At 63.4% G+C, this 13,330-nt stretch carries 10 protein-coding genes; 5 read left to right on the top strand and 5 right to left on the bottom strand.

What is annotated here, in order from left to right; genetic code table 11:
• Nucleotides 1–37: 37 nt before the first annotated feature.
• A complete protein-coding gene (locus N008_RS07340) occupies nucleotides 38–1,582 on the top strand; it encodes an OmpP1/FadL family transporter (protein ID WP_044014909.1) in 1,545 nt (514 codons plus the stop codon).
• A gap of 72 nt (nucleotides 1,583–1,654) precedes the next feature.
• Here N008_RS07340 and N008_RS07335 read toward each other — a convergent pair whose 3' ends face one another.
• A complete protein-coding gene (locus N008_RS07335; protein ID WP_044014907.1) occupies nucleotides 1,655–2,608 on the bottom strand; it encodes a hypothetical protein in 954 nt (317 codons plus the stop codon).
• Between the two features lie 129 nt (nucleotides 2,609–2,737).
• On the opposite strand from N008_RS07335, the gene N008_RS07330 reads away from it, so the two are divergent.
• A complete protein-coding gene (locus N008_RS07330; RefSeq protein WP_044014905.1) occupies nucleotides 2,738–4,951 on the top strand; it encodes a S9 family peptidase in 2,214 nt (737 codons plus the stop codon).
• A gap of 226 nt (nucleotides 4,952–5,177) precedes the next feature.
• Complete coding sequence (locus tag N008_RS07325; RefSeq protein WP_044014903.1) at nucleotides 5,178–6,188, top strand: hypothetical protein; 1,011 nt, start codon at nucleotides 5,178–5,180, stop codon at nucleotides 6,186–6,188.
• Nucleotides 6,189–6,197: 9 nt separating this feature from the next.
• On the opposite strand, the gene N008_RS07320 is transcribed toward N008_RS07325, so the two are convergent.
• Nucleotides 6,198–6,455 (bottom strand): hypothetical protein, encoded by a 258-nt coding sequence (locus N008_RS07320; protein WP_044014901.1) that lies wholly within the window; start codon nucleotides 6,453–6,455, stop codon nucleotides 6,198–6,200.
• 120 nt (nucleotides 6,456–6,575) lie between these two features.
• Between N008_RS07320 and N008_RS24030 the strand changes: the two genes are divergently transcribed.
• Complete coding sequence (locus tag N008_RS24030; RefSeq protein ID WP_052381299.1) at nucleotides 6,576–8,075, top strand: energy transducer TonB; 1,500 nt, start codon at nucleotides 6,576–6,578, stop codon at nucleotides 8,073–8,075.
• 91 nt (nucleotides 8,076–8,166) lie between these two features.
• Here N008_RS24030 and N008_RS07310 read toward each other — a convergent pair whose 3' ends face one another.
• Nucleotides 8,167–9,609 (bottom strand): aldehyde dehydrogenase, encoded by a 1,443-nt coding sequence (locus N008_RS07310; protein WP_044014899.1) that lies wholly within the window; start codon nucleotides 9,607–9,609, stop codon nucleotides 8,167–8,169.
• Between the two features lie 121 nt (nucleotides 9,610–9,730).
• On the opposite strand from N008_RS07310, the gene N008_RS07305 reads away from it, so the two are divergent.
• Entirely contained in the window at nucleotides 9,731–11,485 is a 1,755-nt protein-coding gene (locus N008_RS07305) for a hypothetical protein (protein WP_044014897.1), read from the top strand.
• 121 nt (nucleotides 11,486–11,606) lie between these two features.
• On the opposite strand, the gene N008_RS07300 is transcribed toward N008_RS07305, so the two are convergent.
• Both N008_RS07300 and N008_RS07295 read right to left on the bottom strand, forming a co-directional pair.
• Complete coding sequence (locus tag N008_RS07300) at nucleotides 11,607–12,560, bottom strand: glycosyltransferase family 2 protein (RefSeq protein ID WP_044014895.1); 954 nt, start codon at nucleotides 12,558–12,560, stop codon at nucleotides 11,607–11,609.
• 28 nt (nucleotides 12,561–12,588) lie between these two features.
• Nucleotides 12,589–13,329: a class I SAM-dependent methyltransferase gene (locus N008_RS07295; RefSeq protein WP_044014893.1), complete on the bottom strand. Its 741-nt coding sequence runs from the start codon at nucleotides 13,327–13,329 to the stop codon at nucleotides 12,589–12,591.
• Nucleotide 13,330 lies beyond the last annotated feature (1 nt).

Genomic DNA, 13,330 nt, shown 5'->3' with positions numbered 1-13,330 from the left:
TGACGGGCCGCATGGCGGCCGCCTTCCTTTCCCTCAGATGAAAAACCTGAAATACTGGCTTGCCGTGGCCTTTGCGGGCCAGGCTAGCTACGGCTTTGCCCAACAAGTAGCCCAGGGCTACCAAATAGATGCCCTGCGCTTCTCGCAGACCCAGCCTAGCGGCACAGCCCGCACCCTTGGCATCGGGGGAGCCAATGTGGCCGTGGGCGCCGACCTGAGCAGCCTCGTAACGAACCCGGCCGGTTTGGGCCTCTATCAGCGCTCCGAGTTCAGCTTCACGCCTGGCCTGGGTTTGGGCAACACCGACGCCACAGGCTTCGGCTCCACTACCTCCGACTCGCGCAACAGCCTGCACGTGGCCAGCTTGGGCGCCGCCTTTGTGCGGCGCCGGCCCGATGCCGATAACAACGCGTGGCGCGGGGGCACGTTTGCTATTGGCTTCAACCGCACCAACGACTACAACCAACGCTTCCGCTACCGCGGCCAGCCCGACCCCAGCCAGGATATTCTGCAGCGCTTCAACGACCCGGAAATCAGCGTAGCCTTTGCTGAGCAGCAGTTCAACAGTGGCTATCAGAACCTCGATGGCTTGGCGTACGGAGCCTTTCTGACAGACTATTATCCTGCCAACGGCCAGCCGCAGGACAGTGTCCTGGGCCTGTCGCGGCCGTTTGAGGACACCGGCCGGCTCACGCAGGATGAAACCGTGCTGACCACGGGCTCCCAGACACAGTTTGACTTCGGCTACGGCGCCAGCTACCGCGACCGGCTGTATGTGGGTGGGGCCATTGGCATCGTGAGCACCCGTTACAACTCTACGAGTACGCTTACGGCTTCGGAGGCAACGCCCGACGGCAACACCGCCTTCAACAGCCTCACGTACCGCGAAATACTGGAAACGCGAGGCAGCGGTATCAACGCCCGCATCGGGGCCATCTACCGCTTCAACGATGCCGTGCGCTTCGGCGCTTCTATTCAGACTCCGACACTGATGACGCTGTCGGAAACCTACAGTTCGTCGTTGAGCGCCAACTTCGACCGGCCGGTGCGGGTGGGTGGCCAGAGCTACACCAGCCGCGAGGTCAGCACCGGCTCTGTGGGCTTCGATTACACCCTGACTTCACCATTCCGGGCCTCGGGCGGGGTGGCGGTGGTAGTGGGCAAGTATGGCTTCCTGACCGGCGACGTGGAATACCTAAACTATGGGCAGGCCCGACTCAGCTCCCAAGGCAACCAGCAGGAAACCGATTTCAGCTCCGACAATACCGCCATCAAGGGCCTGTACCAGTCGGCCGTGAACGTGCGGGTGGGGGGCGAACTGCGCCTCGATGCCTTCCGGCTGCGTGCCGGCTACGCCCGCTACGGCGACGCCTACCGCCAGAGCGACTTCGACCGCACCCAGAACTATTACACCGGCGGCGCCGGCATCCGGCAGAACAACTTCTTCCTGGACGTGGCCGGCGTGTACGGCACCAGCAAGCGGTTCTACAGCCCTTACACCCTGAGCACCAACAATACGCCGGTGGTGAGCGTGGACGCAAGCCGCTTCACGACCACCGTTACGGCCGGCTTCCTGTTCTAGGCGGTCAGCATTAGCACAACAAAAAAGCCCCCGCACCAGACAGTGCGGGGGCTTTTTGCGTTTGGCGCCGACCTACTTCGTGATGCGTACCTGCAGCAGCACGGCCGGGCGGGGAGCCGTCGGGAAATCCTCGATGTAGAGCAGGCCGGTCTTGTTGGTGATGGTGCGGAAGGCTACCACCTGGCCTTTGGTCAGCACGCCGGTGTTGGTGGTGGGGGGCGTGCCGGTGTTGAAGGCGGCCAGCAGCTCAGCCTCACTGTCGGCGGCGGCAAAGCCGGCCTGGTTGAGGGTGGTGCCGCGGAACTCGGTGCGGCGGCGGGTGGTCCAGGCGCGTAGCGTCAGGGCCGGGTCGGCGGGGGCAGCCAGGGCCCGGGCACCGGCCGCCAGTGGCAGATACACCACGTCGATGGAGTCGCGGTTCTGGGCGGTGCGCGGGCCCAGCGCAAACGCGGGCAGCGCCAGCCCCGCCGACAGCGCCAGGTAGCTGCGCGACTTGCGCGTAAGCGGGGCCTGCAGCCGCAGCGTGTAGCGGTGGTAAGTCAGCAGCGAGTCGGGGTTGCGGAGCGTGAGGATGTAGCTGCGCTGGTTGGACGCGCCGTCGGTGTCCTCCACCTGAAAATTCCAGGTTTCGCGGCCCGAGGTGCTGCGCGTGCCGGCCGTGTACTGAAACACTTGGGCCCGCTTGCCCGCCGGCAGCAGCGAGTCGAGAAACACGAGCGGCTCCTTTTCGGTGGGCACCCGGTCGGGGTCGAAGGGAGAGGGGTAGATGTAGGGGTTGCGGTTGCGGAAGTAGTCGACGGTGATGCGCAGGCGGGTGAGGGCCGGGCCGCTTACGGTGTCGCGGGCTTCGGCAAACACGCGGGTCGAGAACGTGTCGGCGGGCACGGCGCTGGTGCGGCTGGCGCTCAGCAGCGCCGGCGTGGTGCTGCCCACCAAATCGATGCGCGGGCCGGGGTTGGGCTCGGGGTTGCAGGCGGCCAGCAGCAGCAGGGGCGAGGCAAGAAGCGGAAACAGACGATAACGCATAGGTTCGGTAAAGGTCGGAGTTTCGGGCGGATGTGCCACGCCGCCGGGTTTTGCCGGGTGGCCTGTGCAACCAAGCCCGCGCCATTGGCTACCTTAACGTCCCGATTCCCCCAGACATTTTCCTTCTGCATGAAATTTCGCTCGTTCACGCTGGCCCTGTGGCTGGCCACCGCCGGCCCCGCGCTGGTGCCCGCCCTGCTGCCCGCCGCCTCGGCTCAGCAAAAACAGAACATCACCCTCGAAGACATCTGGCAGAAAGGTACGTTTGCCGCCAGGTCGGTGCCCGGCTTCAACTGGATGAACGACGGCCGCTTCTACTCCTCGCTCGACCAGGGCAACCTCGTGCAGCACGACGTAACCACCGGTCAGCCCGTGCAGACGCTGGTGGCCGCCACCGCCCTGCAACTGCCCGGCCAGAGCCAGCCGCTGCCCGTGGACGGCTACAGCTTCAACGCCGACGAGCAGCAGGTGCTGTTCAGCACTGCCACCGAGCCGATTTACCGCCGCTCCAGCAAGTCCACGTTCTACATCTACAACCGCCAGAGCAAGCAGCTTACGCCCCTGAGCCAGGCGCCCGGCAAGCAGCTCTACGCCACCTTCTCGCCTGATGGCAAGCGCGTGGCCTTCGTGCGCGACAACAACCTGTACGTGACGGACCTGGCCACCATGCGCGAAACCGCCGTGACGACCGACGGCGCGCTGAACAAGATCATCAACGGCGGCACCGACTGGGTGTACGAGGAGGAGTTCGAGTTTGCGCAGGGCTTCCAATGGTCGCCGGATTCGCGCTACGTGGCCTTCTACACCTTCGATGAAAGCCAGGTGCCCGAGTACAACATGCAGGAGTGGGGCACGCTCTACCCCAAGGACTACCGCTACAAATACCCCAAAGCCGGCGAGAAAAACTCCGTCGTGAGCGTTTCGGCCTACGACGTAGCCGCCGCCAAAACCACCAAGCTGGACGTGGGCCCCGAGCCGGACCAGTACATCCCGCGCATCCTCTGGACCCAGACGCCCGACCTGCTCAGCATCCGGCGCATGAACCGCCTGCAGAACAAGCTGGAAATCCTGCACGCCAACGCCCGCACCGGCCAGAGCCAGGTGGTCCTCACCGACACCGACAAGGCCTACGTGGAAGTCAACGACGACCTGCGCTACCTGCAGGGCGGCAAGGAGTTCCTGTTCAGCAGCGAGAAAGACGGCTACCGCCACCTCTACCTCTACACCATGGGCGGCAAGCTGGTACGCCAGCTCACCAAAGGCCCCTGGGAAATCACCAGCATCGACGGCTTCGACGAGAAAAAGGGCCTCGTGTACTACACCAGCACCGAAGCCTCGCCGCTGCAGCGCCACCTCTACCGCGTCGATCTGAAAGGCAAGGGCAAAACCCGCCTCAGCGAAGCCGGCCGCGGCACCGACGCCGCCAACATGAGCGCCGATACCCGCTACTACCTCAACTACCACTCCGAAGCCGGCGTGCCCGCCGTGGTGAGTCTGCGCAACGGCCAGGATGGCAAGCTGGTGAAAGTGCTGGAAGACAACGCCAAGCTGCGCGACAAGCTCAGCCAGTACAACCTGGCCACGCCCGAGTTCTTCAGCTTCAAAACCAGCGAAGGCGTGGAGCTGAACGGCCAGATGCTGAAGCCCACCAACTTCGACGCCACCAAAAAATACCCCGTGCTCATGCACGTCTACGGCGGCCCCGGCTCCCAGACCAACGCCGACTCCTGGGGCGGCACCAACTACCTCTGGCACCAGATGCTGACCGAAAACGGCTACATCGTGGTGATTGTGGACGGGCGCGGCACCGGTGCCCGCGGCGCGGCCTTCAAGAAAGTCACCTACGCCAACCTCGGCAAGCTCGAAACCGTGGACCAGGGCGAAGGCGCCAAGTACCTGGCCTCGCTGCCCTACGTCGATAAAGGCCGCATCGGCATCTGGGGCTGGAGCTTCGGCGGCTACATGACCGCCCTTGCCCTCACCAAAAACGCCGACCTGTTCAAGATGGGCATCTCCGTGGCCCCCGTCACCAACTGGCGCTACTACGACACCGTCTACACCGAGCGGTTCCTGAAAACGCCCCAGGAAAACCCCGCCGGCTACGACGACAACTCGCCCGTGCAGCACGCCGACAAGCTCAAAGGCAAGCTCCTGCTCGTCCACGGCACCGGCGACGACAACGTGCACTTCCAGAACTCGGTGGCCTTCACCGACGCCATGATCAAGGCCAACAAAGACTACCAGACGCTCTACTACCCCAACCGCAACCACGGCATCTACGGCGGCACCACCCGCCTGCACCTCTACCGCCAGATGACCGATTTCGTCCTGAAGAATTTGTAGGCAAGCCTGTCATTGCGAGCGAAGCGAAGCAATCCTTCCTCTCAATGCTGAAAACGACCCTAAGCAGCAAGCCCTCCGGCAGTAGGCCAATAACCTACCGCCGGAGGGCTTTGCTGTTAAGAGGCGGTGGCAGGCCGTTTGCTTAAACCATTGTGGCACGTCTTTACTGCTTATACTTGATGGACTATCGAGTACGTTTGATCTCATTTCCTGCTCGTTGGCACCCATGAATTCGTTGCTCCATGCCTTCTTGCTCCTCTGCGGTGTAGCCGCACACGCGCAACAACCCAATATCGTTCGAACCGACTCCTCGCGCATCGTGACCCGCCTGTATCCCGGCGGAAAAGAAGTCAAGGAATACCTGACGCACAAAGACCGAGTGTACTTCCGGTTTTATCGGAATAACCGGGGCAACGTCACCACCACCTCAACCTATACCAAAGCCGAGCGGCCCGTGGGCATGACCCGCGAGTACGACGACCGCGGCACCCTGCGCTACTCAATTGACCACGACCACGGGCAGTGGCTGGTACCTAATCCGCAAGACTACCCTCATTATACCCTGCAGGCGCGCATCAAGGCCAAGGCCGACCACCTGATTGCGACCATGTATGGGGAGAAGTTTTTGCGCCAACATGCGGTGTGGAATGTTTGGGGGTCGGCCATCTACAACAGCACCCTCGGCGGCAACTGGACCGATGTCTTAGGGGAAAAGCCTACCCGGTACCTGTTGCGTTACGACATCCGCCTAGACGAGGAGCACGTCTACCCTGAACTCATCGAGTTGCAGTTCGACGCCATAGGCACGTTCATCCCCGACGACGTGGACCAATCCTACGGGTTTGAGAGATTGACCACTTTCCCCGCCAAAGGCATGAGACTGGTTTACCGCGACGCGCTTGCCACCGCAGAGCGGAAAAGCGGGGCGAAGACTGGTTCGTTAACCGGCTACCTAACATGGGAGCGGGTCCCTGACCCGTCTTGGCACCCGTCCTGGTATCCGTCTGGCTACTTCCAGGGCCAATACCGCTTTTATGTCTCTGTTCGGACGGGTACCCGCCAAGAACTGCATCCGAAGGGCCGTTCCCGTATCACGACCTATTATGACGTGTATGTCTTCAACCCCTGGACAGGAGCCTTCGTGGAGAAGAAAACGATGGAAGCGGTCAATGAATGGGAAGCCAACAGTGGCTTTCGTAGCGGATTGAGGCCCAAGAGAGAAAGAGCAGGCGCCTGATAAAGGTGCTTACGGTAAGCAATAAGCTAGTTTTTGATACAAGTCATCGGATAAGAAGAATTGATGGCTACCATACACCACTTGCCAGTTATCATCTACCATCTGCCAGATAACATCTACCACTTGCCAGACAGTGTCTACTGCTTGCCAGACACCATCCACCGCCTGCCAGATAGCATCCACCACTTGCCAGATACCATCTACCGCCTGCCAGTTGTCATCTACTACCTGCCAGCTAGCATCCACCACCTGCCAGACACCATCCACTGCCTGTCAGCACAATTCTTTCGCGGGTAAATACCTATACTTGAACCAATAATTCCAGCCAATCATCTATTCCGTACACGCAGCCTAGCCTTTTGTTCGTTTGTGCGTAGACCCCTAGCAATGCGAATACCCCGGCTTTCCTCTTTCCTGCTTGGCCTGACGCTGCTGGCCGCCGCGGCCTGCCAGCCCGACCAGCCCGCCACCACCGAGCGGCGCACCCCCGCCCTGGCCGATTCCCTGGCCCTCGATTCCCTGTCCGACCCCGTCGGCATCCTCGATACCACCCCCGTACGCCGCGACTGGCACCGCCTAGCCCGGCCCACCTCGCGCACGGCCCCGCTCATCGTCTACCGCAGCGTACGCCGCGCCCCAGCCGGCCTCCAGGACAACGCGCCGCCGCCCGGCGATGCCACCCTGTTCGACGTGGCCCGCAAAGCCAGCGAGTATTTCCAGATCGACCCCACCCAGGCCGCCGAAGTGCGCGGCCGCGCCGGCACCGTGGTCCGCATCAGCGCCGGCACTTTGGTTGATGCCCAACAGAAAGCGGCCACCGGCCCCGTGTGGGTGGAGCTGAAGGAGTGCCTGACGCCCGCCGAGATGCTGCTCACCAACCTCAGCACCATCACCACCGATGGCCAGCCTCTCCAGACGGCCGGCATGGTGCTGCTGAAAGCCTCCCAGAACGGCCAGCCCCTGCAAGTCGCCGCCGGGCGCACCGTGCGCCTGGAACTGCCCGCCGCCAACGGCCGCCCCCTACCCGACATGCGCCTCTACCACGGCCAGGGCACCGCGCCTGTTCGCTGGGAGCTGGCACCCGAAACCGCCGCCCCCGCGCCCGAAACCGCCGAAACCATATACACCGACGCCCGCCCCATGCCCGCCTACGGCAGCGGCCCCGCCGACATCAACCGCCTGATCCGCTACCCCCAGCAGGCGCTGGCCAGCCGAACCCAGGGCGTGGTATTCGCCTCGTTTGTGGTCGATGAAGGCGGCAAAGTGCTCAACCCCAAAGTGCTCTACGGCCTCGGCCACGGCTGCGACGAAGAGGTGCTGCGCGTGCTCCGCCAGACCTCCGGCCACTGGACGCCCGGCCAGCGCAACGGCGAGTTCGTGAAGGTGAAAATGATGCTGCCCGTACGCTTCTCCTTCAACGAAGGCCAGCTCTCCACCGCCGACAGCACCCCCACCGCCGAGCAGGCCCTGGCCGCCGACCTCCCCGCCGACGAGCCCACGGCCCCCGAGCCCGAGCCTACGGACCGCTACGTGTTCCACTGCGCCCAGCTGGGCTGGCTGAACGCCGACCGCCCGCAGGCTGGCGCCACCACCTCGCTGCAAGCCACCGAGTCCGTCACGTCCTCGGCCAACACCCCCGACGGCACCTCGGTACGGCTGGTGCTGCGCGGCGCCACGCCCACCATTCTGGCCGCTGAGGCCGGCAGTGGCAGCTACCAGTTCGAGAACGTACCGGCCGGCCGCCGCGCCGTGCTCATCGGCCTGCGTTACGAGGCCGGCACGCCCTACCTCGCCTGGCAGGAAACCACCACCGGCCAGGAGCCCGACCCGCTGGAGTTTCAGGAAGTCACGCTGGACGAGCTGGAACGGCGCTTGGAGCGGCTGTAATCCGGCTGTCATTCCGAGCGCAGCGAGGAATCTGGGTTAATCCGTTGAATGGATCATCCTCAGATTCCTCGCTGTGCTCGGAATGACAGCTTTACAGCTTCACGGTCACGCTTTGTGCCTCTGTGAAGAAACGTAGCGCCTCCAGGCCCCCTTCGCGGCCCACACCGGAGTTCTTCATGCCCCCGAAAGGCGTACGCAGGTCGCGGTGCAGCCAGGTGTTGATCCAAACGATGCCGCTGTGCAGCTGGTGCGCCACGCGGTGGGCCCGGTTCAGGTCGCGGGTCCAGATGGTGGCGGCCAGGCCGTAGTCGGTGCCGTTGGCCCAGGTCAGCACTTCCTCTTCGGTGTCGAAGGGCGTGAGCGTGACCACGGGGCCGAAGATTTCTTCGCGGTTGACGCGGCAGTCGGGCGCGAGGCCCTCGAACACGGTGGGCTGCAGGAAGTAGCCCTCGGCGCAGCGGCCCGGCAGCTGCACGCGCTGCCCGCCGGCCAGCAGGGTGCCGCCTTCCTCGTGGGCCAGTGCAATGTAGCCCAGCACCTTCTGCAGATGCGCCTCGCTCACCAGGGCCCCCTGGCGGCTGGTTTCCAGCTGCGGGTCGGCTACGGTCAGGCCCGCTACGCCCGCCAGGAAATCAGTTTTGAACTGCTCGTAGATGCTGCGCTCGATGAAGATGCGCGAGCCGCACAGGCAGATCTGGCCCTGGTTGGCAAAGCTGCTGCGCAGGCTGGTGCGCACGGCCTCAGCCAGGTCGCAGTCGGCGAAGATGATATTAGGGTTTTTGCCGCCCAGCTCCAGCGAGAGTTTCTTGAACATGGGCGCGGCGGTGCGCGCTATCTGCTCGCCGGTTTTGGTGCCGCCCGTGAAGCTGATGCCCTTGATGCTTGGGTGCTCGATGATGGGCTGGCCCGCGCCCGGCCCCGTGCCGTGCACGATGTTGAGCACGCCCGCCGGCAGCCCGGCCTCGATGCACAATTCGCTCAGCAGAAACGCCGTGTAGGGCGTGATTTCCGAGGGCTTGGCCACCACCGTACACCCGGCGGCCAGCGCCGGCGCAATCTTCCAGGTAAACAGATACAGCGGCAGGTTCCAGGGCGAAATGCAGCCCACCACGCCCAGCGGGTGCCGCACCGTGTAGTTCAGCGCCACGCCTTCCTGAAAGTGGGTTTCGGAGGCGAAGTGTTGCGCCGCCGTGCCGAAGAAGGCGAAATTGCTGGCGGCGCGCGGGATGTCCGCGGTGCGGGCCAGGCTGACAGGCTTGCCATTGTCCTGGCTTTCGGCCTGGGCCAGGCGCTCCAGGTCGCGCTCAATCAGCTCCGAGATGCGCACCAGCAGCCGGCCCCGGTCTTCGGCCGGCAGGCGGCGCCAGGCGGGCAGGGCAGCCTCGGCGGCGGCCGAGGCGCGGGCTACGTCTTCAGCATCCGAATCCGGAATGTAGCTGAACACCTGGCCGGTGGCGGGCTCGATATTGGGCAGGTAGCGGCCGGCGGCGGGCGGCACCAGCTGGCCGTTAAGGTAGTTTTGGAGGTGAAGCATAGCAAAGCGGACGGGACGGCGGGAAAGCCCGAAAAGGTACGACTTAGCCAGCAACGGCTACCTTTGCCCGCCCCGGCTTTAAGCTGGCCGGCCTTCTTTCTTCGCTGATTTCCGCATCTGTATGCCTCACGCAACCTCCGGCTGGCGGCTGGCGCTGGTAGTAGCTTCCTATCTGGCCGTGTTCGTGGCCTGGACCTGGCCGCTGGCCGCGCACCTGAGCACCGCTTTCCCCGCCTTCGCCGACCAGGATGGCTACATGCAGCTCTGGAACGTGTGGCATTTCCGCGAGCAGGTAGTGGCCGGGCACAACCCGTTCTACTCCACCTGGCTGCTCTACCCCGAAGGCGCGGGACTCTGGCTGCACACTTACATTCCGGTGGTGGGCATGGTCAACGTGCTGATCAACAACGAAATGCTGGCTCTCAATCTCACGCTGGCTGCCGAGTATGCGCTGTCGGGGGCGGGGGCGTGGCTGCTGGCGCGGCGCTGGCTGCACCAGCCGGCACTGGCGTGGCTGGCGGGGCTATTCTTCGCGTTTTCGCCCTACAAAACTGTGCGGCTGCCGTATCACTTTGATCTGGTGCTCACGGCCACGGTGCCCTTTTACCTGCTGGCTTTCCTGAGCGCCTTCTGGTTTGAGCCGGGCCGATTCTGGCCGCAGGTGCGCAGCTGGAAAGCCGTGGCGGCCTGCTTCGGGTTGGGCATCATCACGCTATTCAGCGACTACTATGTCCTGTTTGCGCTGCTCTACTTCTCGCTGGCCTACGCCGCCTGGTTCTGGCTGAAGCTGGGCAGCATCAACTGGCGCCACCGCCGCCCCTGGCTGATACTGGCTGCCGTGCTGGTCGTCAGCCACCTTGTCATCCGGCTCATGCGCCTGCGCGACGTGCCCGACAACGCTGGCTTCTGGTGGGGCGGCGACCTAGCGGGCTTCTTCCTGCCAGCCGACAACAGCCGCTGGCTGAACTTCGACTGGGCCCAGCAACTCTACCACAACCCGAAGATGTTCAATATGCCGGGCTCCGTGGAAAACGTTATGTTCCTGGGCTACGCGGTGCCGCTGGTGTGCGCGCTGGCGGCGCTGTGGCCGCGCCGGCCGGCCACCGTGCGCCACCTCGACCATCAGGGCCGGCCACTGGCGTGGGTGCTGCTGTTTTTTGTGCTGCTCACGCTGCCGGCGCTGCGGGTGCTGGGCCACGTCAAGCTCAACCTGCCCAACGGCCTGCTGCACTTCATCCCGTTCTTCAACAACATCCGCTGCCCCACGCGCTGGGTACTGATGGTAACGCTGTTGCTGCCTATTGTGGGGTTTGGGGCCCTGGAAGCCGCCTGGGATGCGTCGCGCCGCCCACTGCTACGCGCGCTGCTGAGCGCGGCGCTGGTGCTGGTAGTGCTGGTGGAGTTCTGGCCCGTGCCGCCGCCGCTGGACTCGTCCAGGCAGATGCCGGCGGCCTACCGGGCGGTGGCGGCGCTGCCCGGCGAGGCCCTGTTCACGGTGCCGTTTGGCTTGGTGGATGGCTACCGCCAACTCGGCAAAGTGGAGCTGCGCAGCTTTCTGCATCAGCCTTATTACCGCAAGAAGCTGCCCTCCGCCTACATTTCGCGCGTTGGGGCCGAGCAGTTTGCCCGCTTCGAGGCCGATACTGTGGTGCACGCGCTGCTGGCGCTGCAGCGCGCCCCCACCGATACCACGTTCACCGCGCCTTCGGCCACGGCTGCGGCCCGGTTCCGGCAGCACTACCAGCCCGCCGCCGTGCTCGTCAGCCCCGCCTGGCGCGACGGCCCCGCGCACCGCTACCTGCGCGCCGTATTTCCGGATTATGCCGAGCAGCGCTTCCCCGACGGCTACGTGGTGCTGGCGCCGAAGCGGAAGTAAGTGGAACGTCATGCTGAGCTTGCCGAAGCATCTCTCCCGCTGGCTAACCAATGCTACTATAACGAAGCGCTAGAGATGCTTCGACAGGCTCAACATGACGGGCTATACCTTCAGTCTCCTATTACCGCAGCTGCTTGTCAGTTTGCGGGGCGTGGGTGATGTTGGTATCGGAGATGATGTAGAGCGGGCGCTGGCGTACGTTGGCCGAAAGGCGCGCAATGTACTCGCCGATAATACCCACCGCAATGAGCTGCACGCCGCCCAGAAACAAAATGCTCACCATTAGCGAGGCCCAGCCTGGCTCGTAATCTTCGCTCACAAAGCGCGCATACAGCGTATAGAGCATCACCAGAAAGGCCACGCCCGACACGATAAAGCCCCCGATGGTAGCAGCTTTAAGTGGCGCGTCGGAGAAACCGGTGATGCCGTCCAGGGCCAGCCGGATCATCTTGCGGTAAGTGTAGCCGGTTTCGCCGCCGGCCCGCTCGGCCCGGTCGTACTCCACGTAGGTCTGGCGGTAGCCGATCCAGGAAATCTGGCCCCGGATGAACTTGTTCTGCTCCGGCATCTGCTTGAGGGCATCCACTACCTTGCGCGAAATGATGCGGAAGTCGCCGGTATCCACCGGAATGGAAATGTTGGTGATGCTGGCCAAAATCCGGTAGAACAGCTTGGCCGTGAGCTTCTTGGCGGCGCTTTCGCCCTGCCGGGAGCGGCGCTTGGCATACACCACCTCGTAACCTTCGTGCAGCTTCTGGTAGAGCGGCACAATCAGTTCGGGCGGGTCCTGCAGGTCGGCATCAATGATGACCACGGCCTCGCCGGCGGCCAGGTCCAGGCCGGCCGTCACGGCAATCTGGTGGCCGAAGTTGCGGCTGAAATCGATGAAGCGCACCCGCTCGTCGCGCACAGCCAGCGTCTGCACCAGCTGCAGCGACTTGTCGCGTGAGCCGTCGTTGATGAAGATAAACTCGTAGTGCAGCCCCATTGGATCCAGCACCCCGCGCAACCGGTCGTAGAGCGTCGGGATGTTGCTTTCTTCGTTGTAGATGGGGATAATGACGGACAGATCCACGGGGAGCAGGGCAGGGGAAGGAAAGAAATCAGGCCGACTTACTGGCCAGCGCAAATACACTTACGCCGGTAGGTAGATTAAACCGACTAAGCCACTTGTTTTCTGCTTTCACCAAACGTAAAAGTGCCTGATTGGCAAACGCTGGAAGACTTATTAGGTCACTGCTCAGGCCCGCAGGATTGTTGGTGGGACGCTGCCAGCGCCTGAGCAGCCAAGTCGGAAAAAATAGCCAAAAATTCCAGTAAGATTGCCGCAGAAGCGTATATCCGGTTGCAGTCAGCGCACGGCGCAGTGTGCCGGACGTGTAACGGCGGAAATGATGGTTGGCTACATCGTGGCGGCTCCAGAGCGAAGGGTGCGCCGGTACATACACCAGCAGCTTACCATTGGGTTTCAACACCCGCTGCCACTCCTGTAGTGCCCGGGTTTCGTCCTGAATATGCTCCAGCACATCCGACGCCACTACCAGATCAAAGCTACTGTCGGCAAACGCCAGCTGGCTACCGTCCATGACGCTCACGTTGGGGATACCACGCTGTTGGGCCAGCGCAATGGCCGTCTCGCTAATGTCGATGCCGTTTACGGCCTGATAGCCCGTTGCGCGCAGGCGCTGCTGCAGCGGCCCCCCGGAACAGCCTATTTCCAGAATACTAGCCTCCTTGGGTAGATTCAAGCCTTGGATCTGATTAAAGACGATATCTCGGCGGGCCTGAAACCACCAGTGTTGCTCTTCCAGCTGGTGGTAGAGGGCTTCGTACTGCGTATTCATA

This window comes from Hymenobacter sp. APR13 (assembly GCF_000737515.1).
Classification (GTDB): domain Bacteria; phylum Bacteroidota; class Bacteroidia; order Cytophagales; family Hymenobacteraceae; genus Hymenobacter.
Note: the sequence above shows the minus strand (reverse complement) of the source record. Positions and strands in the feature narration are given on the sequence as shown.